We start from the raw sequence: 22,735 nt of genomic DNA on the forward strand, positions 1-22,735 counted from the left end.
GTGAACGTTCGTCGGCGCATCGCGACGGCGGCGGTGCTGGCGGCGACGGTCGTGCTCGGCGGGTGCAGCGGGAGCGGCGGGACGGCGACGGCGCCCCCGGCCGCGCCCCCGACGGCGCCCCCGGCCGGGTCCGCGGCCCCGGCGCCGGTGGCGGCGATGGACGGGCTGCCGGGGATGCCGCCGGTGCCCGACGCGCACGACGTGTACGCCGACGCCGGGGCGAACATGCTCGCCGACGCGGCGAAGGCCGCGACGCCGTTGGTGTACGTGCCGCACACCAAGTCCGGCGAGGTCCGGGTGATCGACCCGGCCACCTTCGCCGTCGTCGGGACCTACCGGCTGGGCGGGGAGCTGCAGCACGTCGTGCCCTCGTGGGACATGCGCACGCTCTATGCCACCGACGACACCACGAGCAAGGTCGTGCCCTTCGACCCGGTGACCGGGAAGCCGGGCGCGGCGATCCCGGTGCAGGACCCGTACAACATGTACTTCACCCCGGACGGCGCCTCGGCGATCTCGGTCGCCGAGGCGCAGAAGCGGCTGGTGTTCTACGACCCGCACACCTGGGTCCAGCAGGGCGAGCTGCCGACCCCGGACTGCGCGGGCATCGACCACGCCGACTTCACCCCGGACGGCCGGACCGCCGTGTTCACCTGCGAGTTCGACGGCCGGGTGGCGGTCGTCGACGTGGCGCACCGGTCGGTCCTGCGGATGATCGACATGCCGACGCGCAACCGGCGCATGGGCCCGCAGGACATCAAGCTGGCCCCGGACGGCTCGGTGTTCTACATCGCCGACTCCGACCAGAACGGGGTCTGGGTGCTCGACGGGGCCGCCACCCACGTCGTCCGGGAGATCCCGACCGGGCACGGGGCGCACGGGCTGTACCTGTCGCGGGACGCGACGCGGCTGTTCGTCACCAACCGGCACGAGGGCTCGGTCAGCGTGCTCGACGCCTACACCGGCGCGCCCGTCACGAAATGGACGATCCCGGGTGGCGGCAGCCCGGACATGGGCAACGTGACCGCCGACGGCAGCCAGCTGTGGCTGTCCGGCCGCTACGACCGGGCCGTCTACGTCCTCTCGACCACCGACGGCAGCCTGATCCGGAAGATCGCGGTCGGCGACGGCCCGCACGGGCTGTGCGTGTGGCCCCAGCCCGGGCGCTACTCGCTCGGCCACACCGGGATCACGCGGTGACGCCGGGGCTGCGGCTCGCGGTTCGTCCACCGGCCACCTGATCGAGGGGCACCGCGGGATCGGCGAGCGCCGCGGGGTCGACCGGGAAGCCTTCACGGATCAGACCGCCGAGGGTCTCGGTGACGTCCCAGACGTTGACGTTCATGGCCGCGGCGAGGCGGCCCTGCCGGATCCAGAAGGCGACGAACTCGCGTCGTGCGAGGTCGCCCCGGACGACGACGTCGTGGTCCTGCTCCGGGTCGACCCAGCCGGTGTACTCCATGCCGAGCTCGTACTGGTCGGTGAAGAAGTACGGCAGCCGGTCGTAGGCGGCGTCCTCGCCGAGGATCGTCCGCGCGGCGACGACGGGCTGGTGCAGCGCGTTCGCCCAGTGCTCGACCCGTATCCGCCTGCCCAGCAGCGGGTGGAAGGCGTTGGCGACGTCTCCCGCGGCGAGGATGTCGCGGTCGGAGGAGACCAGGTGGGCGTCGACCAGGATTCCGTCGTCGACGTCGAGGCCGCAGGACCGGGCGAGCTCGACCTCCGGCTCGACCCCGATCCCGACCACGACGAGGTCGGCGTCGATCTCGGTCCCGTCGGCGAGGACGACCCCGCCCGCCCGTGCCGGCGCTCCCTCGGCCGGGCGGACGGCGGTGACGGTGACCTCGCACCGCAGTTGCACACCGTGCTCGGTGTGCAGGTCCGCGAAGACTCCGGCCAGGTCCGGCCCGAGGACGGACAGCAGGGGTCGGGCCGCGTGTTCGAGGACGGTCACCTCGGCGCCGGCAGCACGGGCGGCCGCGGCGGTCTCGAGCCCGATCCAGCCGCCTCCGATGATCACGACGCGGGACCCGGGTGTGAGCGCGGAGCGCAGCCGCCGGCTGTCGTCGACGGTGCGCAGGTACTGCACGCCGGGCAGTCGGGCCCCGGGTACCGGGAGCCGGCGCGGTCGCGCGCCGGTGGTGAGCAGCAGCGTGTCGTAGGGCAACCAGGTCCCGCCGGCGGTCTCGAGCTCGTGGGCGTGGCGGTGGATCTTGGTCACGAGGGTGTCGAGCTGCAGCTCGATGCGGTTGTCGAGGTACCATTGGGCCGGTCGCACGTCCAGGGATGCGCGGTCGGCGCGACCCTGCAGGTAGTCCTTGGACAGCGGCGGCCGTTCGTAGGGCCGGTGCGCTTCGGCGCCGACGAGCGTGATCCGACCGTCGAAGCCTCCGCTGCGCAGGGCCTCGGCCGCCCTCGCGCCGGCCAGTCCGGCGCCGACGATCACGACGGTGCGCGGGCCGCTCATCGCCGGCGCGCCCAGGGTGCGGGCCGGTCGAACGCGGCAGCCAGGCGGGCCAGGGCCAGCGCGCCCACGAGCAGCCCGAAGTCACGCAGGGCGATGTCGAAGTAGTCGCCCACCAACAGCAGATTCACGATGATCCCGGCGAGCCAGAGCCCGACCACGTACCCGCCGACGCGCGGGAGCACGGCGACCAGGATGCCGGCGAGGATCTCCACCACTCCCACCGCGAGCATCGCCTGGTGCGCGGTGCCGGGGAGCAGGCCGTCGATCTGCGGGGCGAGGTAGCGGTCCCAGTCGGTGAGCAGCCCGACGAACTTGTCCAGCCCGAAGAGGATCGGCGCCACGGTGAACACGGTGCGCAGCAACCAGTAGGCCTGCCGCGCGGCCGGCACCGAGACCAGCGAGCCGCGAGTGGACGGGACGTGCTGAGTGGCCATGACCCCTCCCGAGATCTAAAGGACGCTATCGTGGACGTTAGAAGCACGACGCTGTTGAGTCAATGACTGTGTCCGTTAGAAGGGGTTGCCGGGTGGAGGACTTCATCTCGCAGGTCAGCGGCGTGAGCGCGCTCGCCGAGCCCGCACGCCGAGCGTTGTACCTGTACGTGGTGGCGCAGCCGGAGCCGGTGAGCCGGGACGGGGCGGCCGAGGGCGTCGGACTCGCCCGGCACACCGCCAAGTTCCACCTCGACAAGCTCGTCGAGGAGGGGCTCCTCGACACGGAGTTCCGCCGGCTGTCGGGCCGTCGGGGACCCGGCGCGGGCCGCCCCACCAAGCTCTACCGGCGCTCGGCGCGGCAGGTCGCGGTCACGCTCCCACAGCGGCAGTACGACCTGGTGGGGCAGATCCTGGCCGAGGGCGTCGACGCGGCAGCCCGGAACGCGACGCCGGTACTCGACGCCGTCCGGGATGCCGCGACGGCGGCCGGACACCGGTTGGGCGCAGAGGCTCGGCAACGATGGGCTCCGGCCGCACCGACGTCAGGTGACGTCGCCGCCGCCCTCGGCCGGTACGGGTACGAGCCCCGGCAGGACGGGGCCGTGACGGTGCTCGGGAACTGCCCCTTCCACGCGCTCGCCCGCGAGCACACCGCACTGGTGTGCGGGATGAACCTGAGCCTGATCGCCGCCTTCCTCGAGGAGTTCGGGTGTCCGGGGGTGCAGGTCCGGCTGGATCCGGCACCCGAGCGGTGCTGCGTGACGATGACCGAGGAGGCCTCGGCCTGAGCGGCGACGCGTCAGCCGTGTGCGTCCTCCGGTCGATGGACCGAGAGGGCCCGGACGACGATGTCGAGGGCGCTGATCAGCGTCGACGACCACCAGGGGAGTACGGCAGGAACAGGAAGTTCGCGATCAGGACGCCGGAGACGGCGGTCCGTCGATGCCGCGGTGAGGATCGGGTGCTCCGTCGCCGGCGGACAGGGCGGTCGAGGGCGCAGCGCCGTCTCCTGGTTCTTCCTCCGGTTCGAGCCGGCCACCGGACAGGAAGGCGGACATCCACCGGGTCCGGGGGTCGACGTCGAGCAGGAGTGCCTTGGCGAGCAGCGTGAGCGGGATGGCGAGCACCGCGCCGAGCGGGCCGATCACGAAGGTCCAGAACACCAGCGACAGGAAGGTGAGGGTCAGCGAGAGGTTCACCGCGTCGCTGACGAACTTGGGCTGGATCAGCGACTGCATGACGAAGTTGATGACGCAGTAGGCCACGATCACGGTGAGCATCAGCCGTGGGCCGCCCTCGAGGAGCCCGAGGAGAGCGGGCGGGACGAGGCCGATGATGAAGCCGATGTTGGGGATGTAGTTGGTGACGAAGGCGAGCAGGCCCCACAACAGGGCCAGCGGCACCCCGACGATCCAGAGGAACACGGCGTCGACCACCGCGACGATCAGGCCGAACACCGTCGAGACGAGCAGGTAGCTGCGGGTCCCGTGGGCGAATCCGCCCAGGGCGGTGGCGACGGCGGTCCGCTCTCCCCCGACCTGCTCGAGCCGGCGGGAGAAGGACACCGCGTCGATGCCCATGAACAGCACGACGAAGATGAGGAACAGCAGGTTGGTGAACGTGCCGGCCAGTCCGGCCAGCAGCGAGGTCACCAGCCCGGCGATCCGGCCGAACGAGATCTGGGACAACGCCTGCTGGAACTGCTCCGGTCCTACGCCGAGTCCGGCGAGCCACTCGCGGAGGTCGTTCAGGAGCGCGACGAAACGGTCCTGGTAGAGCGGGAGCAGGGTGCCCAGCCGGGCCACCGACAGGGCGAGGGCGGCCGCCAGGCCGACGATGATGGCCAGCAGCACGACGAGGGTGATCGTGGCGGCGAGCCACCGGGGGACGCCTCGCCGGGTCAGGATGCCGGTCAGCGGGTGGACGCCGATCACCAGGACCAGTGCCAGCAGCACCGGGGCCAGGATGGACCGGAACTGCTGCAGGGCCAGGGTGCTGACGAGGAGCCCGGTCACGGCCAGCACGACCACGAGGCCCCGCGGCACGCCGGTGGGCGCATCCGCAACGGTGTCGCCCGGACCGGGCTGGGCCATCCCAGGTCTCCTTCGCTGCGGAGCGGCTGCCGGAATCGGCCGAGGTGTCGGCTACTCCGCAGCACGATCCGCCGGGACCGCCCGCGTTGTCCTCATCCGAAGTGGACGAGACCGGGCACACGGCTCGGCCGCTCACCCGGCCCGGTACACGGACTCCCGGTAGCGCCAGGCCCCGGTGACGTCGGGGAGCTCTTCGACGCGTTTGTAGACGGTGCCGCGCCCGGAGGTCGAGTCCGTCCAGAACAGGCTGGGGAGCGGGATGGACATGTAGCCGTACCGGACGACCTGGCCGCGTGCCGGACCGTCCTCGAACCGAACGTTCACCGCCATGCGTTGAGTGTGCGGGCGCCGGGACCGGCGAAGCTACGCAAACCTGGCCGAGTCGACAGGCTGTCCGCTCGCACCCGCCGTGGTCGTGCCGCGTTCGCGGTGTGTGTCGCGTTGTCCGCGGCGGGTAACGCCGTTTCATGGGCGGGAAGACGGCGGACCAGGGCGGAACGCGCGAGACCGAGCGCAAGTTCGAGGCTCCGGATCGTCTGGACCTGCCCGACCCGGGGTCGGCGTTCGGACTCGGCGTCGGGCGTCACGACGAGGTCGAGCTGGACGCGACCTACTACGACACGGAGGATCTGCGGCTCGCCCGGGCCGGGCTCACGCTGCGGCGGCGGGTCGGCGGCGACGACGCCGGCTGGCACCTGAAGCTGCCGGTCGATGCGGACACCCGGGAGGAGATCCGCCGACCGCTGGGGCAGGGGACCCGTCCGCCGGAGGCGCTGGTCGCCCTGACCAGGGTCTACACCCGTGGGGCCCGCCTGGACCCGGTGGCCAAGCTGGTGACCCGGCGCCGGCGCTGCGCCGTCCAAGTTGAGCAGGGTCCTCGGTGACCGCCTGCCGGCGAGGTCCCGGGACAGCGGCGAGGGCAAGCGGCGCAAGCCCACGAGTGCGCAGGTCGTGCTCGGTTACGTCTCCGACAAGGTCGACGTGCTGCGCGCGCACGATCCGTTGGTGCGGCTCGAGACGCCGGACGCGGTGCACCGGATGCGGGTCTCGGCCCGCCGCGTGCGCAGCGTCCTCCAGGGGTATCGCCGGGTGCTGGATCGCGAGGCCACTCGCGAACTGGTCGGGGACCTGCGCTGGCTCGGTGGCGAACTGGCGGCGGCCCGCGACGCCGAGGTCACCGAGGCGCCGTTCCAGGAGGCGGTCGACGCCCTGCCGGCCGAGGCCGTGCTGGGGCCGGTGTCGGCCGAGCTGACCCGGCGCTTCGCCCGTGAACGGGCCGACGGGCAGCGCCGGGCGGTGGCGGCCCTGGACAGCGACCGTTACCTGCTGCTGCAGGAGCGGCTCGACGCCCTGCTCACGACCCGCCCACGACGGGGGCGAGGTCCACGTCGTCGAGCCGTGACCTGTCCCGGGCCGTGCGTAAGGCGCACCGGCGCACGGCGCGTCGCATGGAGGCCGCGGCAGGTGCAGCGCCGGGACGCGAGCGTGACGAGTCCCTGCACGAGGCCCGTAAGGCCGCGAAGCGGCTGCTACGTGCTGGAGGCTGCCGAACAGACCCTGGGCAAGAAGGCCACGCGCCTGCGCAAGCGGGTCAAGGGCGTGCAGTCGAGCCTCGGCGACCACCACGACGCCGTCGTCGCTCGGCCGGTGCTGCGCGAGCTCGGCGGCCGGGCCCGGCTCGACGGCGCCGACGGCTTCACCTTCGGCGTGCTGCACGGTCTGGAGCAGGAGCGCGCCGACCGGCTGGAGGCCGAGCTGGTCCCGGCGTGGGAGCGGGTCACCCTTCCCGCGAAGCTGGAGGGCGCGCCGTCACGCGGGCAGCAGGAACCACAGGCCGGTCATGGCCGCGGCGATCAGCAGCGCCACGGTCAGCAGGGCGTCGAGCATCCGGTCGCGCGCCATCCGGCGAGTGTGCTCGCGCCAGGTGAACGGCGGATGACGTCCTCGGTGCCGCAGCACGCGATGGGTGCACGGAGGAGATTCCCGTTGCGACCGAGCTCCTGATCAGCATCGCGGACACCACCCCGAGCCAGCCGGCAACGACCAGGAGCTGGGCCTGCTCCACGGTGCGGATGCCGGGGCCACCGAACAGGGCCAACGCGCTGAGCGCACTCCCGAGCAGCAGCACCGCCACGCAGCAGGCCACGCCGAACCACCACGACCATCGTCGGGACAGCACGCGCTCGGCCCCGCGCCCGACAAGGACCATCGCAGCCGCCGCCGCGATCATCCCGACGACGCCGGACACGGTGTGCACGTCCGTGAACTGGCCCAGCAGCGACCTCGACTGTTCGATCCGCGCGCAGACCGGGTCCACGGAAGGAGCACAGGCCATCGGACTGACACCGTCCACGATCGATGCCGCCCCGACCGTGCCCACGAGTACGGGGCCCGCCGGCCCCCGGCCGCCAGGTCGGCGCAGCCACTCCCACACGCCCACGGCCAGGACGACGATCAGGACGCCGGCGGCGACGTCGGCGGCACGGAACCAGTCGCTGCCCGGTGAACCACGCACCTCCAGCTCGCTGACGAACGCCCGGGTCGGGTCCAGCCGTACGCCCACCAGAGGAGCGAGCAGGAACCAGCAGTAGCAGCAGGCCCCCGCCACCCCGACCCACCCTGCGCACACAGTCCGCCGCCGGCGGCCTCGCAGCGCGGGTCGCCGCCGGTCGCCGTCCGCAACGGGAGGCCGCTCCGACAACGACCGCCGCAGCGATGACGCCGTCGGAACCTGGGCAGCGCGACCACCCGCCGGCCTGCGGGACATGCGAACAGGATCGTGGCCGAGCGCACGATGCGCCAGCCGGAGCACCACCGACCCGACCGGTCGGGAGGAACACGCCGACAGCCCGGATCCGGCTCCTCAGCGATGGCGCCGGAGAACCCGCGCGCGGCGCCGTGGCAGGTGCACGCGCAAGCCCCCACTGCCCACGGCTTCGAGGGCGCCGAGCATCACCGGGTCGAGCCGGCCACCGATCAGGGCCGCGCCGACGAAGTCCGTCGTCAGCGTCGTCCACGCCCGCCACTGCCGCAGGAGCACATGGCCGGCACGGGGCAGCTCGACGCGGGCGACCCGGGCACCGACCCGTCGCGCGTTCACCGCGAACCGGTAGGACATCACAGGATCGGTGTGCCGGTCGCGAGCCCCGTGGATGATCAGTACGGATCGGCCCCTCAGCTGTCCCACCGGATCCGCCTCCTCCAACCACGGACCGAGGAGGACGACACCGGCCACCCGCGCATCGCCGGCAACGTGGACCGCCACCCTGCCGCCGAGGGAATGGCCGACCAGACCGACGGGCACGGGCCCATACCGCCGCCGGACCTCGGCCAGCGCCCACGACGCGTCGACGACCGGGTCGGCGCGCTCGCCGTTCCACCCCCGGTAGCGGTAGCGCAGCACGTGAACGGCGAGGCCGTGCCGGCGCCCCCGCCGGGCGATCCGTCCCGCCAGGGGCCACAGGAACGCCTCGGCCAACCACAGGTGGGGCCGCCGGCTCTCGGCCTCTCCGCCGGGCAGGACCAGCACGACCGCACGCACCGAACCCGCCCCGAGGCGTCGACTGAGCTCCGAGACGCGCATGCCTCTCCGCACCCGGCCAGTCTCCCCGGTGTCGTCGGCGCCGTGCCCGGACGGCTCCCCGGCGCAGCAGGTCGTGAGCATCGGGCGGGGATCGCGCAGCTCAGTGCGGACGCGGTGGTCGATCCGGTAGCCTCTGCTGCCCGCCTCACGGCGCGGAGCAGCCGACGCGGCCCGCGGCCCCGGTCGGCGGCCGCTGCCGGTGAGGGGGAATCGTGCGTGCGGGATGTGTCGGACGGGTCGTTGCCGCTGTCCTTGCCGCTCTGCTGCTCGCGGGTTGCTCGGCGGCGGAAACCCGGTCGGGCCCGGCCCCGACCGCGTCCGGGCCGCTCCCCGCACCGGCACCGGCACGGTCGCCGCTCGCCCTGCCCGCCGGCGCCGTGCCCGGCGTCGAGTGGCGGATCACCCATCCCGGGCCGGAGCACGCCGTCGAGGGCTTCGCGGACCGCACCTCCGTCCACCCCGGCGACCCCGTGCACCTGTTCGTCTCGACGACGGCCGCCCGGTACACGGTCACGGCCTTCCGGATGGGCGACTACCCGCCCACCGGCGCCGCGCAGGTGTGGGTCTCGCCGCCGCAGCCGGGTCGGCGCCAGGCCGACGCGGTTGTGCAGGCCCCGCGGAACACGGTGGTGGCGCCGTGGAACCCGACGCTGACCGTCGACACCGCCGGCTGGCCGCCGGGCGACTACCTCTTCCGGCTCGACGCCGACAACGGCGCCCAGCAGTTCGTCCCGCTGACGCTCGCCACCCCGGACAACACCGGCCGGCTCGTCGTGGTCAACGCGGTGACGACGTGGCAGGGCTACAACCGGTGGGGCGGGTACAGCCTCTACGCCGCGGGCACCGGCCGGTTCGCCGACCGTTCCCGCGCGGTCTCCTTCGACCGGCCCTACCAGGCGAAGGACATGCAGGGCGCCGGCGACTTCCTCATCTTCGAGCTGCCGTTCGTGGAGTTCGCCGAGCGGTCCGGGCTCCCGCTCGGCTATGCCACCGACGTCGACCTCCACGCCGATCCCCACCTGCTCGACGGCGCCCGGGCCATGATCACGCTCGGCCACGACGAGTACTGGTCCGCGGCGATGCGGGCGACGGCGACCGGCGCCCGCGACCGGGGCGTGAACCTCGCCTTCCTCGGCGGCAACGAGATCTACCGGCACATCCGGTTCGAGGACAGCGCCCTCGGACCGGACCGGGTCGAAGTGGACTACAAGTCCTACGAGGAGGACCCGGCGAGCCGCAGCGACCCGCTCGAGGCGACGCCGCAGTGGCGCGACCCGCCCCACCCCCGGCCGGAGAGCGTGCTGCTCGGCAACTTCTACCAGTGCAACCCCGCGCAGGCCGATCTCGTCGTCGCCGACGCCGGGAGCTGGCTGCTCTCGGGCCTGGTGCGGGACGGGCAGCGGCTGCCCGGCCTCGTCGGCAACGAGTACGAGCGCGTCGACCTGCGGGTGCCCACGCCGCGGCCGATCGAGGTGCTGTTCCACTCCCCGGTGACCTGCCGCGGCCGGCCGGACTTCGCCGACGCGACCTGGTACTCGGTGCCGAGCGGCGCCGGGGTGTTCTCCGCGGGGACCCAGTACTGGATCTGCGGGCTCGACCCGGCCTGCCGCGGCGGGACGAGCGCCCCGGTGATCGGCACGATCACCACACGGCTGCTGACCGCCTTCGCCGCAGGGCCGGCCGGCGCCGCGCACCCGGCCGAGGACAACCTGAGCGCTCTCGGCATCACGTGACAGCGCCGATTCGTCAGCCTCGTGGTGCCGTCGGGGTGCGGCGGGCGGAAGCGTCAGGGAAGTGGAAGCCGGCGAGCACTTCGCAGGGTTCAGCATCGGGTAGCAGAAGTCCGGGACCGCAGCGCGATTCGCCGGAGGATGTCCATGACCGCAGCCACCGCCTCGGAGCCACACGTCCTGCGTGAGTACGCCCTGATCGCCGACGGCGAACGGGGCGCACTGATCGGGCCGCGGGGCGACATCGCGTGGTTGTGCGTGCCCCACTGGGACTCATCGGCGGTGTTCTGCTCGTTGCTCGGGGGCCGCGGCAGGTACTCGGTCACCCCGGAGCAGCGTTCGGTGTGGGGCGGCTCCTACGAGGACCGGTCGTTGATCTGGCGCTCGCACTGGGTCACGGACCAGGACACGGTGATCGAGTGCCGAGAGGCCTTGGCCTTTCCGGGGGAGCGGCACCGGGCGGTCGTGCTGCGCCGGGTGGAGGCCGTACGCGGTGAGGCACGCGTCCAGGTCCTGCTGGACCCGGCCGCCGAGTTCGGCCGCGCCGGGTTGAGCGGACTGCACCGGTCCCGCGACGGCGTGTGGACGGGCCGGTGCGGAGCACTGCGGATGCGCTGGACCGGCGCGCCGGAGGCGGAGGTCGAGCAGCAGGCCGGGGGCGCGCTCCTGCGAGCCGACCTGCGGGTGCCGGCCGGGGAGCATCGTGACCTCGTCCTCGAGCTGTCCGACGCGGGTCTCCACGACGCCTGCCCGGACCCCGATGCCCTCTGGACGGCCACGGAGACCGCGTGGCGGGAGGCGGTGCCGGAGTTCGGTGCGGCCGTCGCCGAGCGCGACGCGCGCCACGCCTATGCGGTGATGCGCGGACTGACCAGCGCCGGCGGAGGCATGGTCGCAGCGGGCACGACGAGTCTTCCCGAGCGGGCCGACCAGGGCCGGGACTACGACTACCGCTATGTCTGGATCCGCGATCAGTGTTTCGCCGGGCAGGCGGTCGCCGCGGCCGGCTCCTACGCCCTGCTCGACGACGCCGCCGACTTCGTCGCTGCCCGGATCCTGCAGGACGGGCCGGAGCTCATGCCGGCCTACACCGCGGCCGGCGAGGCCGTGCCGGCCCAACGGGCTCTCGGCCTGCCCGGATACCCGGGCGGGATCGACGTCGTCGGGAACCACGTCCGGGATCAGTTCCAACTCGACGCGTTCGGCGAGGCGCTGCTGCTGTTCGCGGCGGCTGCCCGACACGACCACCTCGGCGGCGAGGGGCGTCAGGCGATCGCCGTGGCCGTGGAGGCCATCGAGAAGCGCTGGCACGACCCGGGTTCGGGGATCTGGGAGATCGACCCGCAGACCTGGACCCATTCCCGGCTCATCTGCGCCGCCGGCTTGCGGCAGGTCGCTGCCGCCGCCGCGGCACCACCGGACGCGGCCGCCTGGAACGCCCTGGCCGACCGGATCGTCGCAGCGACGGGGAAGGGGTCGCTGCATCCGTCGGGCCGCTGGCAGCGTTCCCCGACAGATCCACGGGTGGACGCCGCGCTCGTGCTGCCGGCGCTGCGCGGCGCCGTGCCGGCCGACGACCCGCGATCGGTGGCCACCCTCGAGGCGGTGCGAACGGAGCTGGGGCGGGACGGCTACGTGTACCGCTTCCGGCACGACCGACGGCCCCTCGACCAGGCCGAGGGGGCGTTCCTCCTGTGCGGGTTCTGGATGGCCATGGCCACCCACCAGCAGGGGCACCGGGTGGAGGCGGCACGCTGGTTCGAGCGCAACCGCGCGGCGTGTGGGCCCCCGGGGTTGTTCTCCGAGGAGTACGACGTGGTCCAGCGCCAGCTGCGCGGCAACCTCCCTCAGGCGTTCGTCCATGCTGCCCTGCTCGAGGCCTGCGTACGGCTGGCCGACTGATCCGGCGCGCCTGTCGGTCTCCTGACGATGCGAGCCCGACCAGCTCTCCGCCGGCGCCGGTGGGAAGCCCCTGAGTATCCGGCATGGACCGAAGTCGGACCGCTGCGGAGAGCCTCACGGGTAGAGCGGGACGATCACCTCCTCACGACCGGCGGCGCAGCGCCCGCCGCGGCCGGCGTAGGCGGGTGAGTACCGCGGTCGCAGCGAGCCCGCTGACGGTGAGCAGGGCGCCGCGGTTCATGGAGGCCCACAGCACGGGGTCGCGGGAGTGCGCTTCGTCGTCGAAGGCGCCGTGCGCCCCGCGGTCGGCCTCGTCGTCGCGGGGGGCGAAGACGTTCGAGCCGTGACGCGGCAGGTTCGCGTCCGTCTGCTGACCCGAGACCCCGGTCCGGGCGAGGTAGGCGCGGACCACGGTGGGCGCCACCCGCTCGCCCAGGATCGTGTAGGCCGTGGAGATCCCCACCCAGACGCTGCGGCGGGGGTGCTCGGCGACGAACCGGATGGCGCGGCCGGCCAGTTCGGGCTGGTAGACCGGCGCGACCGGGCGCGGGTGCCCGGGCATCTTGTTCAGGTTCCAGCTGAACTGCGGGGTGTTGAGCCCGGGCAGCTGCACCATGCAGATCCTGACGCGGCTCTTCTCGTGAGCCAGTTCGGTGGCGACCGCCTCGGTGAAGCCCTTCACCGCGTGCTTGGCCCCGCAGTAGGCGGACTGCAGCGGGATGGAGCGGTAGGCCATGGCCGAGCTGACGTTGACGATCACGCCGTGGTCGCGCGGCCGCATCCGGGCCAGGGCCGCCCGGGTGCCGTTGACCTGGCCGTAGTAGGTCACCTCGGTCATCCGCCGGTACTCCTCGTCGGTGGTGTCCCAGAAGTAGGCGAGCGACCCGGCGAAGGCGGTGTTGACCCAGACGTCGATCGGCCCGAGCTCGTCCTCGACCTGCTGAGCGGCGCGCTCGACGGCCTCGGGATCCGCGACGTCGGTGGGGATGGCGAGCACCTCGCTGCGGCCGGCGGCCCGGACGTCCTCCCTGGCGGCCTTCAGGCCGGCGGCGCCACGGGCGAGGATCGCCACCCCGTAGCCGTTGTCGGCGAACTCGCGCACGGCCGCGCGGCCGACACCGGCGGTACCACCGGTGATCACGACGGTTCCGGTGCTCATCGGTCCCCTCTCGCAGTGGTCTGCAGGGCTTGCCGGGCGGCGAGGGCCATGACCTGGGCCAGGTGCATTCCGCGGCGCCCGGTCCCGGCGTCGGCGATCTGTGTCGTGCAGGAGAACCCGTCGGCCACGACGAGGGTGTCCGGGTCGGCGGCGCGGACGGCGGGCAGCAGCGCCTGCTCGCCGCAGTCGAGCGAGATGTCGTACTTGCCGTCCTCGAAGCCCCACGAGCCGGCGAGGCCGCAGCAACCGCCGGTCAGGGGCTCGACCTCCAGACCCATGCGCTCGAGGACCTGCTGGTCGGGGCCCGTTCCGCCGGTGGCGCGCTGGTGGCAGTGCCCCCACAGCAGCGCCTTCCCGTCCAGACGGGGCGGGTCGATGTCGAAGCGGGTGAAGAACTCGCCGAAGTGGAAGGCGTTGCCGGCCAGCCGTCGCGCGTCGTCGTCGTGCGGCCGCATCGTGATGAGCTCGTCCTTGAACACGGCCAGGCAGCTGGGTTCCATCCCGACGATCGGGGTGCCGGCCCGGATGTCGTCGCGCAGCACCCCGAGGACGCGCCGCAGGTAGCGGTCGGCGACGTCGAGGAACCCGTAGTCGTAGAGCGGCCGCCCACAACAGACGTGCACCTGCGGCATGACGACCTGCCACCCGGCGGCCTCGACGGCCTCCACGCAGGCCACCCCGACGTTGGTGTGCAGGTAGTTGGTGAAGGTGTCCGGGAAGAGCACCACCCGCCGGCCGTGCGGGTTGCGGGTGCCGCCGCGGCCGGCGAACCACTGCTGCAGGGTCTGCGGGGCGAAGGTGGGCAGCGGACGGCGCCGGTCGATACCGGCGGCGAGCTTGGCCAGGCGGGCGAGACCGGGGGTCTGGGTGACGGCGTTGACCAGTCCGGGCATCCGGGACGCGAGCCGGGCGACCTGGTCGATGAACCCGAAGGCATAGGCGTGCCGGTGCCGCCACCGCCGCCAGGACCTGTAGTGGTGGTAGCGGAACTCGGCCTTGTAGGTGGGCATGTCCACGTCGACCGGGCAGTCGCTGGTGCAGCCCTTGCACGCCAGGCACAGCTCGAGCCCCTCGGCGACCTCCTTCGACTGCCACCCGTCGGTGATGACCTCGCCGCGCAGCATCTCGAACAGCAGCCGGGACCGCCCGCGGGTCGTGTGGGTCTCCTCGCGGGTGACCTGGTAGCTCGGGCACATCGTCTGCGCGGGCTCCGGGTCGCGGCACTTGCCGACCCCGACGCAGCGCAGCGCGGCGTGGGCGAAGTCGCCCTCGTCCTGCGCGTAGGCGAACCGGACCGTCGGCCGCCACGGGTTGTAGCCGGTGCCCAGCTTGAGGTTCTCGTCCATCCGGTAGGCGTCGACGACCTTGCCCGGGTTCATCTTCGCGTCCGGGTCCCAGATGGCCTTGAACTCCCGCATGGCCGCCATCAGCCGCGGCCCGTACTGCTTCTCCAGCAGCTCGGCGCGCTGCTGCCCGTCGCCGTGCTCCCCGGACAGCGTGCCGCCGTAGCGGGCGACGAGGTCGGCGGCGTCCTCCATGAACGCGCGGTAGTTGCGGATGCCCTCGGCGGTGCGCAGGTCGAAGCTGATCCGGGAGTGGATGCAGCCCTCGCCGAGGTGGCCGTACATCGCCCCGTGCAGCCCGTGTTCCTCGTAGAGCGCGTCGAGGTCGCGCACGTAGTCGCCGACCTTGTCCGGCGGGACCGCGGAGTCCTCCCAGCCGGGCCAGTGATCGCCGTCGGCGGGGAACGCGGTGGAGCCGAGGCCTCCCTCGCGGATGGCCCAGAGGGTTTCGCTGTTCCCGCCCTCCTGGACGCTCTTGGCGACCTGGATGCGGTCCTCGGCGTAGCCCTCGTCCCCGCACAGCCAGTCGACGAACTCCCGGCACCGGCCCACCGACTCCTCGGTGGTGTCGGCGCCGAACTGGACCATCAGCCAGGCGCCGCCCTCGTCGCGCCGGGGCAGCTCGTGCAGGCCCTCCAGGTTGATCTTCTTCAGCTGCTCGTCCTCGATCAGCCGCTCGTCGAGGGCCTCGAGCCCGATCGGGCGCCACGCCATGATCTCGGGAACGTGCCCGGCCGCCTCGGCCAGCTCCGGGTACTGGATCAGCACCGTGGTGCGCTGGAAGAGGCCCGGCGTGAGGAGCAGGACCGCGCGCAGCGCGAGCGCGCAGGTGCTCTCGGTGCCCACGAGCGCGCGGGCGACGTTGAACCCCTTCTCCGGCAACAGCTCGTCGAGGTTGTAGCCCGACACCCGCCGCGGCAGCACGTCCACCGACGGGTAGCCGGCGCGGATGTCCTCGGCGTAGCGGTCGCGCAGGTCGCGCAGCTTCGCGTAGATCTCGCCCTTGCGCCCGCCGGCGGCGATGATCTCGTCGAGCCGGTCCTCCTCGTCCACGCCGACCCAGAAGCGCTCGCCGTCGTAGGTGACGACCTCGAGGGCGTGGGTGTTGTCGGAGGTGCGCGGGCCGGGCCCGTAGTGGCGGGCCTGCACCGAGTGGATTCCGCAGGAGTTGTTGCCGATGTTGCCGCCGATGGTGCAGCGGGAATGCGACGACGGGTCCGGGCCGAACACCAGCCCGTACTCGCCGGTGACCTTGTTGAGCTGCTCGTTGATCACCCCGGTCTCGGTGGTGACCCGCCGGTTCGCCGCGTCGACCTGCTCGACGCGGGTGAGGTACTTGGAGAAGTCGACGACGACGGCGTTGTTGACCGTCTCCCCGGACAGGCTGGTGCCGCCGCCGCGGGAGACCACCGGCGCGCGGTAGCGGTGGCAGGCCTTCATCGTCTCCACGACGTCGTCGAGCGTCCGGGGAACGACGACGCCGATGGGGACCTGCCGGAAGTTCGACGCGTCGTTGGCGTACATCGCCAGCGACGTCGTGTCGAAGCGGACCTCCCCGCTGACGTGGCGGCGCAGGTGCTTCTCCAGCCCCTTGGCGTTGACGGTCACCGTGCCGGCCGTTCCCGTGGCGAAGCGGGGGTCGGGGCGGGCGGGGACGGTGACCTCGGCCGGCGCGCTCATCTGTCCCTGCCCGGCAGCGCGTCCTTCACCGACTCGGTGAACTCGTGCATCTTCTGCTTCGCCCCCTTGGTGATCACCCCGGCCTCTTCGGGGTCGCCCTTGAGCATCGCGGTGGCCGACTTCTTGCCGAGCTCCTTCTTGATGTGCGGCGGGATCGGCGGGATCTCCGGGTCGGTCACCACCTCCAGCACGCACGGCCCGGGCGCAGCCAGCACCTCGTCCCAGGCGGCACCGAGCGTGGCCGGGTCGTCCACGCGGATACCGGTGAAGCCCAGGAGCTTCGCGAACTCGGCGTAGGGCACGTCGGGGATCCACTGCGAGCCCAGGAACTTCGGGTCGCCGGACTCGGCGCGCTGCTCCCAGGTCACCTGGTTGAGGTCCTGGTTGTTGAACACGCAGAACACCAGCGTCGGGTTGTGCGCGGTGAGCTCGTCCCGGTAGCGCTTGACCGTGATCAGCTCGGCCATGCCGTTCATCTGGAACGCCCCGTCCCCGACCAGGGCGATCACCGGACGGTCGGGATAGGCGAACTTCGCCGCGATCGCGTACGGGGTGCCGGCGCCCATCGTGGCCAGAGTGCCGGCCAGCGACGCCTTCATCCCCGTCCCGAGGCGCAGGTACTGGGCCCACCAGTTGGTGGCCGACCCGGAGTCGGTGGTGATGATCGCGTTCTCGGGCAGCCGGGGGGAGAGCTCGTAGGCGACCAGCTGCGGGTTGAGCGGGTCGGCCGATTCGTGGGCGCGGTCGTCGAGGACCCGCCACCACTGCTCGACCTCCTTCTCGATCTTCTCCCGCCAGGACCGGTCCTCCTTGCGCTGCAGCAGCGGCAGCAGGGCCTGCAGGGTGTCGCGGGAGTCGCCGACCAGGTTGGCCTGCACCGGGTAGCGGACCCCGATCATGCGGCCGTCGATGTCGATCTCCACCGCCCTGGCCTGGCCCTCCTCGGGCAGCCACTCCGCGTAGGGGAAGCTGGTGCCGATCATGAACAGGGTGTCGGCGTCCTTCATCAGCTCGTAGCTGGCCGTGGAGCCGAGCAGCCCGATCGGCCCGGTCACATAGGGCAGATCGTCGGGCAGCACCTCGCGCCCGAGCAGGGTCTTGGCCACCCCGGCGCCGAGCAGCTCGGCGGCGGCGACCACCTCGTCCTGCGCTGCGGCGGCGCCCTGCCCGACCAGCATCGCGACCCTGGAGCCCTCGTTGAGGATCTCCGCGGCCTTCTCCAGCTCGGTCTGCGGCGGGATCACCCTCGGCTTGGTCCAGCCGACGCTGGTGTACACCGCGCCGTGGGTGCGCGGCGGGGACGGCTGGGCCTCTTCCTCCTGGACGTCGACCGGGAAGATGATCGTGGCGACGGTGCGGTTGGACAGTGCGACCTTGCAGGCGCGGTCGACGAGCTGGCGGGCCTGGGCGGGGTGCATGCAGGTCTGCACGAACTCCGACACGTCGGTGAACAGCACCGTCGGGTCGATCTCCTGCTGGAACGCCGCCCCGAGGGAGAACCGCTTCTGCTGCCCGACGATCGCGACCACGGGCTGGTGGTCGAGCTTGGCGTCGTACAGGCCGTTGAGCAGGTGGATCGCGCCACCCCCGGAGGTCGCCAGGCAGCAGCCCAGCTCGCCGGTGAACTTGGCGTGGGCGCCGGCCATGAACGCGCCCATCTCCTCGTGCCGCGGCTGGATCAGCTCCGGGTTCCCGTCCGCGCGGTCCAGCGCGCCCAGGAACCCGTTGATCCCGTCGCCGGGGTAGCCGTAGATGCGGTGGACGCCCCACTCGGTCAGGCGCTGCAGGACGTAGTCGGCGACCTTGGGCATGTCGGTGTCCTCACCTCGTCGCGTGGTCTTCGGTGCGTTCGCGTCGAGCGCTTCGCTCACATCCCACGCCTACCCGTCCCTCGTCCGCCGGGATCGCCACCCGAGCATGCGATTGCCTGACGAAACGCCGCGGTGCCGGTCCGGGGCGGGTCGCGGCCGCGCCCCGGGGGTAGGCGCAGCCCGTGACAGAGGCGCAGACCCGGCCGCGCGCTGTCGTCGAGCAGCTCGACGCGGCCGCCTACACCATTCCCACCGACGCCCCCGAGTCCGACGGCACGCTGAGCTGGGATTCCACGACCCTGGTCCTCGTCCGGGCGCACGGCGGGGGGTGCACCGGGATCGGCTACACCTATGCCGGGCCCGCTGCGACCCGGGTCGTCGGCACGCTCGCCGAGGTCGTGCGAGGCGGGGACGCCCTGGCCCCGACGGCCGCGTGGGCGGCGATGCAGCATGCGGTGCGCAACCTCGGCCGTCCCGGCCTGGTCGCGGAGGCGATCTCGGCGGTGGACATCGCGCTGTGGGACCTGCACTCCCGTCTCCTGGCCCGGCCCCTGTGCACCGTGCTCGGGGCCGTGCACGACGCCACCCCGATCTACGGCAGCGGAGGATTCACCTCCTACGACGACACACAGCTGACCGAACAGCTCGCCGGCTGGGTCGACGCCGGCATTCCTCGGGTGAAGATCAAGATCGGCCGCCGTCCCGACCGGGACGCCCACCGCGTCGCCGTCGCGCGCCGGGCGGTCGGCGACGACGTGGAGCTGTTCGTCGACGCCAACGGCGCCTACACCCGCAAGCAGGCCCTCGGTTGGGCGCACCGACTCGCCGCCCACGACGTGCGGTGGCTGGAGGAGCCGGTCAGCTCCGACGACCTCGACGGACTGCACCTGCTCCGCGAACACGGGCCGGGCGGGATGGACATCGCCGCGGGGGAGTACGGCTACGACCTGCCCTACTTCCAGCACATGCTCGATGCGCGCGCCGTGGACTGCCTGCAGGCCGACGTCACCCGCTGCGGCGGCTTCAGCGCCCTGCTGCGGGTCGCGGCCCTCTGCGATGCGCGCAGCATCGACCTGTCGCTGCACTGCGCGCCGCAGGTCTCCGCCCACGCCGGTACCGCGGTCTGGCACCTGCGGCATCTCGAGTACTTCCACGACCACGTCCGCATCGAGCGCATCGCCTTCGACGGTGTGCTCGAACCCGAGCCCGGCGGGGTCCTGCGCCCCGACGACACCCGGGCCGGTACCGGGCTGCAGGTCAAGGACGACGACCTGGAGAAGTACCGGGTGGCGTGACGATCGGGCCGACACACCGACCGGGGCCGCCCGGGCGCGACCCGGGCCGTTTCGGTCCGCCGGCCGACGGGCACCACCGGAGCTCCGCGCCGGCGCGGCACGCGGAGGCGAACGAGGGGAGGACCGACGAGACCGCGGGAGAACCGGAGCGCAGGACCCGACAACGACTACACCCGAGGAGACGAGCATGGCCGATGGGGAAGAAGCGGCACCGAGCAGCACCGTCCAGGCACTGCAGGACGACGTGCGCGCGCTGGTGCGCGAGGAGGTGAACAAGGTCCGGACCGAGCTCGGTGGCCGGGCCCGGGCGGCCGGGGCGGCCGGTGCGCTGGTCGCCGGGGCAGGGGTGCTGGGCCTGCTCGCCGTAGGCACGGCCGGAGCCCTGGTCGTCCGCGCCTTCGATCGCGTGTTACCGCCGATCGCGGCGGCGGGCGCCGCGACCGCGGTGTTCGGCGGCGGGGCGGCTGCGCTGGGGGCGGTGGGGGTCCGGCAGTTGCGGCAGACCCGGGACGAGCTGGCCGAGACGGGGCGCAGTGCCGGCCGTGACATGCGGACCGCGGTGGGTGCCGCAGCCGGTGCCGCCGGCGAGGCCGCCCGGGAGACCACACGCGGGAGGACCGAGTAGCAGCCTGCCGAGGCACAGCGAGCAGCCGAGCCGGGCCCGATGATCCTCTATCCCGCCGGTGGCGATGGGGACGCATCGTCGGACGGCGTGGCCCCTGGCGTCGGCGCAACGGACGGCGCGGGCCGCACGGTCGTCGGGGCGAGCCCGACCTGGGGAGCCTGGCCGGGGTCGTCGGGCACGACGGTCACGGTGGGGGTGGGCGCGACGGGCATCTCGGTCGGGTGGATCGGCTCGGGGTGGTCCTCGGTGCTGACGCCGCAGCCGGCGGCCAGTCCGGCGAGGACGGCCACACCGGCGAGGACGAGGCGGTGTCGGGGGACGGCGGCTCTCATGGCTCGGGGCTCCGGGGCAGCTCGACGACGACGCGGGCGCCTCCCGCGGGGCTGTCCTCGATCCAGATCCGGCCGTGGTGGGCGCGCACGTGGCGGGCGACCAGGGCCAGTCCGAGCCCGGTGCCTCCGCTCTCTCCGCGACGTCCGGCGGTACCGCCGCGCGCGAAGCGCTCGAACACCTCCTGGCGCAGCTCGATGGGGATGCCGGGGCCGGCGTCGTCGACCTCGATGCGGGCCCGGGTGGCGTCGGCGGACACGCCGACGCGGACGGCGCCGCCGGCGTAGTGGTCGGCGTTGTCGAGCAGGTTGCCGACGACCCGGTCGAGGCGCCGCCGGTCGATCTGCAGCCGGGGCAGGCCGCCGTCGACGTCGACGGTGATGCCCTTCCGCTCGGCGAGCGCGTGACGGACGACGTCGGCGAGGTCGCACCACTCGAGGTCGCGCTGGTCGATGGTGTCGTCGCGGGAGATCTCGAGGAGGTCGATGACCATCTTCTGGAAGCGGTGGATGTCGGCGTCGAGCAGGTCGACCGCCTGCTGGGCGGTCGGCGGCAGCTCGGAACGGCGCCGCCGCAGCACCGCCACCGCGTTGATCAGCGTCGTCAGCGGCGACCGCAGCTCGTGGCTGACGTCGGCGGCGAACCGGGCGTCGCGGCGCACCCTGCGTTGCAGGTCCTCGGCGGTGCGGTTGAAGGTGGCCGCCAGGGGCGCGAGGTCGGCGTCGCCGTGCTCGGGCAGCCGGGCGTCGAGGTCTCCGGCCGCGACGCGGGCGGCGGCGTCGCGCAGCTCGATCAGCGGACGCAGCGCCCGGTGCCCGGCCCAGCCGCCCAGGCCGAGGCCCAGCAGGCCGCTGACACCGACCCCGGCGACCAGCACGATGCTGAGGAAGCGCAGCGTGGAGTCGAGTTCGGCGAGCGGGACGAGCTCCACGTAGACGGCCTGACCGGGCAGGGGCATGGCGATGGCCAGCACCGGGATGCCGCCTGCGCGGATGCGTTGCCGCGCCGGTGCGCCGGCGGCGGCCAGCCCGATCAGCTCGTCCGGCAGGGCGCCGAGGTCGAGTGGGCGGCCGCTCGTGGTCCAGGTGCCGCCGTCCCGGATGGCGATGGTGATGTCGCGGCCACCGGCGAGCCCGGTCAGCAGGTCGTCGGGGCTGCCGGCCAGCGGGGTGTGCAGCGCGTCCTGGACGAGGCGGACGTCGACGGCTGCCTGCGTGGTGGCGCCCTGTTCCCGTTTGGCCACCAGGAAGCCGGACGCGAGATGCCACGTCACCCCGGCCAGCAGCCCGGTCACGGCGAGGGACACGACGGCGAAGGCGAACGCGATCCGCCAGCGCAGCGGGAACCGCGGTCGCCGGACCCGCCGTCCCCGGGGACTACTCGTGGTCATCGGGGCCGGCACCGGCTGCCCGGTAACCCGCCCCCCGCACCGTCAGGACGAGCGTGGGCCGGTCCGGGTCGGGCTCGATCTTGCAGCGGAGCCGACGGATGTGGACGTCGAGGAGGCGGGTGTCGCCGAGATAGTCGTATCCCCACACGCGGCGCAGCAGGTCCTCGCGGGACACGACCTTCCCGCCGGCCGCCGCGAGCTCGGTCAGCAGCCGGAACTCCGTGCGGGTGAGGTGGATGTCGATGGCCGCACCGTCGCGGTCGGCCCGCACGAGGTCCTCCTCGGGACGGATCTCGACGTCGCCGACCCGCAGGAGCGTCGGGTGCACGCCGGGCCGGCGCCGACGCAGCAGCGCCCGGATCCGTGCGGCGAGCTCGCCGGCGACGATCGGTTTGGTGACGTAGTCGTCGGCACCGGCCTCGAGCCCGTCGATGACGTCGGCGGAGTCCGAACGGGCGGTGATGATGATGATCGGCAGGTCGCCCCGGGCGCGCAGCCGACGGCACACGGTGAGCCCGTCGACCCCGGGCAGCATCAGGTCCAGCAACACCAGGTCCACCCGGTCGCGGGAGAGCCTGAGCAGTGCGTCCTCGCCCGACGGCGCGGTGACGACCGTGAGGCCCTCGTCGTCGAGCGCGAGGGACAGCGCCTGCCGGATCCGGCCGTCGTCGTCGACCAGGAGCACCCGGTCACGCGGCTCGGCGACACCGGCCGTCGACGGGGACGGCGCGGTGGAGTGCGTCGTCGTCGACGAGCCGGGCCGTGGATGCGAAGTCATCGACATCATGGTGCCCCTGATCGAACGGTCTCGTCCGAGGAACCGCCACGTCAGCTGCGTCCGGCGGCGGAAATGTCAGGCAACCGTCAGGTGCGCTGCCGGTTCAGGAGGGCGA

Annotated in this window: 18 protein-coding genes and 1 pseudogene; 8 read left to right on the forward strand and 11 right to left on the reverse strand. The window is 73.0% G+C overall.

All coding sequences use genetic code 11. From position 1 onward, the window contains the following. Positions 1-1,200 (forward strand): YncE family protein, encoded by a 1,200-nt coding sequence (locus ACQP04_RS04735; protein ID WP_433505845.1) that lies wholly within the window; start codon positions 1-3, stop codon positions 1,198-1,200. Here ACQP04_RS04735 and ACQP04_RS04740 read toward each other — a convergent pair. Together ACQP04_RS04740 and ACQP04_RS04745 are read right to left on the reverse strand one after the other, a co-directional pair. After that, positions 1,190-2,467, reverse strand: coding sequence for an NAD(P)/FAD-dependent oxidoreductase (locus ACQP04_RS04740; protein ID WP_433505846.1), 1,278 nt, complete (start codon positions 2,465-2,467; stop codon positions 1,190-1,192). The two genes, ACQP04_RS04735 and ACQP04_RS04740, sit on opposite strands and share 11 nt — an antisense overlap. Continuing rightward, a complete protein-coding gene (locus ACQP04_RS04745) occupies positions 2,464-2,901 on the reverse strand; it encodes a hypothetical protein (RefSeq protein WP_433505847.1) in 438 nt (145 codons plus the stop codon). Before ACQP04_RS04745 ends, ACQP04_RS04740 begins: the two co-directional genes overlap by 4 nt. 92 nt (positions 2,902-2,993) lie before the next feature. Here ACQP04_RS04745 and ACQP04_RS04750 point away from each other — a divergent pair, with 92 nt between their 5' ends. Next, a complete protein-coding gene (locus ACQP04_RS04750) occupies positions 2,994-3,689 on the forward strand; it encodes a helix-turn-helix transcriptional regulator (RefSeq protein ID WP_433505848.1) in 696 nt (231 codons plus the stop codon). A gap of 126 nt (positions 3,690-3,815) precedes the next feature. Here ACQP04_RS04750 and ACQP04_RS04755 read toward each other — a convergent pair whose 3' ends face one another. Together ACQP04_RS04755 and ACQP04_RS04760 are read right to left on the reverse strand one after the other, a co-directional pair. Beyond that, complete coding sequence (locus ACQP04_RS04755) at positions 3,816-4,994, reverse strand: AI-2E family transporter (protein WP_433505849.1); 1,179 nt, start codon at positions 4,992-4,994, stop codon at positions 3,816-3,818. A 132-nt stretch (positions 4,995-5,126) separates the two neighbouring features. Then, the gene (locus ACQP04_RS04760; protein ID WP_433505850.1) at positions 5,127-5,324 is read right to left on the reverse strand and encodes a hypothetical protein; all 198 of its coding nucleotides are present in this window, start codon (positions 5,322-5,324) and stop codon (positions 5,127-5,129) included. Between the two features lie 137 nt (positions 5,325-5,461). Here ACQP04_RS04760 and ACQP04_RS04765 point away from each other — a divergent pair, with 137 nt between their 5' ends. Together ACQP04_RS04765 and ACQP04_RS04770 are read left to right on the forward strand one after the other, a co-directional pair. Continuing rightward, the gene (locus tag ACQP04_RS04765; RefSeq protein ID WP_433505851.1) at positions 5,462-5,878 is read left to right on the forward strand and encodes a CYTH domain-containing protein; all 417 of its coding nucleotides are present in this window, start codon (positions 5,462-5,464) and stop codon (positions 5,876-5,878) included. After that, positions 5,859-6,998, forward strand: a complete 1,140-nt coding sequence (locus tag ACQP04_RS04770; protein WP_433505852.1) for a CHAD domain-containing protein — start codon at positions 5,859-5,861, stop codon at positions 6,996-6,998. Before ACQP04_RS04765 ends, ACQP04_RS04770 begins: the two co-directional genes overlap by 20 nt. A 19-nt stretch (positions 6,999-7,017) precedes the next feature. On the opposite strand, the pseudogene ACQP04_RS04775 reads toward ACQP04_RS04770, so the two are convergent. Together ACQP04_RS04775 and ACQP04_RS04780 are read right to left on the reverse strand one after the other, a co-directional pair. Beyond that, positions 7,018-7,761, reverse strand: a pseudogene (locus ACQP04_RS04775) (DUF998 domain-containing protein); the annotation flags it as partial. Positions 7,762-7,857: 96 nt separating this feature from the next. Next, complete coding sequence (locus tag ACQP04_RS04780) at positions 7,858-8,658, reverse strand: alpha/beta hydrolase (RefSeq protein WP_433505853.1); 801 nt, start codon at positions 8,656-8,658, stop codon at positions 7,858-7,860. A 296-nt stretch (positions 8,659-8,954) separates the two neighbouring features. Between ACQP04_RS04780 and ACQP04_RS04785 the strand changes: the two genes are divergently transcribed. Then, entirely contained in the window at positions 8,955-10,310 is a 1,356-nt protein-coding gene (locus ACQP04_RS04785) for a N,N-dimethylformamidase beta subunit family domain-containing protein (RefSeq protein WP_433505854.1), read from the forward strand. A gap of 144 nt (positions 10,311-10,454) precedes the next feature. After that, positions 10,455-12,209: a glycoside hydrolase family 15 protein gene (locus ACQP04_RS04790; RefSeq protein ID WP_433505855.1), complete on the forward strand. Its 1,755-nt coding sequence runs from the start codon at positions 10,455-10,457 to the stop codon at positions 12,207-12,209. A gap of 142 nt (positions 12,210-12,351) precedes the next feature. On the opposite strand, the gene ACQP04_RS04795 is transcribed toward ACQP04_RS04790, so the two are convergent. Genes ACQP04_RS04795 through ACQP04_RS04805 form a run of 3 tightly spaced genes read right to left on the reverse strand, consistent with a single transcriptional unit; the run spans position 12,352 to position 18,202 of the window. After that, positions 12,352-13,368: an SDR family oxidoreductase gene (locus ACQP04_RS04795; RefSeq protein ID WP_433505856.1), complete on the reverse strand. Its 1,017-nt coding sequence runs from the start codon at positions 13,366-13,368 to the stop codon at positions 12,352-12,354. Next, a complete protein-coding gene (locus ACQP04_RS04800) occupies positions 13,365-16,391 on the reverse strand; it encodes an FAD-binding and (Fe-S)-binding domain-containing protein (RefSeq protein WP_433505857.1) in 3,027 nt (1,008 codons plus the stop codon). Before ACQP04_RS04800 ends, ACQP04_RS04795 begins: the two co-directional genes overlap by 4 nt. Continuing rightward, positions 16,388-18,202 carry a thiamine pyrophosphate-requiring protein gene (locus ACQP04_RS04805; RefSeq protein WP_433505858.1) on the reverse strand — a complete coding sequence of 605 codons (1,815 nt, stop codon included), beginning with the start codon at positions 18,200-18,202 and terminating at the stop codon, positions 16,388-16,390. Before ACQP04_RS04805 ends, ACQP04_RS04800 begins: the two co-directional genes overlap by 4 nt. Positions 18,203-18,384: 182 nt before the next feature. Between ACQP04_RS04805 and ACQP04_RS04810 the strand changes: the two genes are divergently transcribed. Continuing rightward, the gene (locus ACQP04_RS04810; RefSeq protein WP_433505859.1) at positions 18,385-19,497 is read left to right on the forward strand and encodes an enolase C-terminal domain-like protein; all 1,113 of its coding nucleotides are present in this window, start codon (positions 18,385-18,387) and stop codon (positions 19,495-19,497) included. A 187-nt stretch (positions 19,498-19,684) separates the two neighbouring features. Next, positions 19,685-20,122, forward strand: coding sequence for a phage holin family protein (locus ACQP04_RS04815; RefSeq protein ID WP_433505860.1), 438 nt, complete (start codon positions 19,685-19,687; stop codon positions 20,120-20,122). Positions 20,123-20,450: 328 nt separating this feature from the next. On the opposite strand, the gene ACQP04_RS04820 is transcribed toward ACQP04_RS04815, so the two are convergent. Together ACQP04_RS04820 and ACQP04_RS04825 are read right to left on the reverse strand one after the other, a co-directional pair. Then, positions 20,451-21,842: a sensor histidine kinase gene (locus tag ACQP04_RS04820; RefSeq protein WP_433505861.1), complete on the reverse strand. Its 1,392-nt coding sequence runs from the start codon at positions 21,840-21,842 to the stop codon at positions 20,451-20,453. Next, a complete protein-coding gene (locus ACQP04_RS04825) occupies positions 21,829-22,620 on the reverse strand; it encodes a response regulator (RefSeq protein WP_433505862.1) in 792 nt (263 codons plus the stop codon). Before ACQP04_RS04825 ends, ACQP04_RS04820 begins: the two co-directional genes overlap by 14 nt. Positions 22,621-22,735: the final 115 nt, after the last annotated feature.

Origin of the sequence: Pseudonocardia halophobica (genome assembly GCF_050948485.1) — a bacterium.
In the GTDB taxonomy this organism is placed as follows: Bacteria; Actinomycetota; Actinomycetes; order Mycobacteriales; family Pseudonocardiaceae; genus Pseudonocardia; species Pseudonocardia halophobica.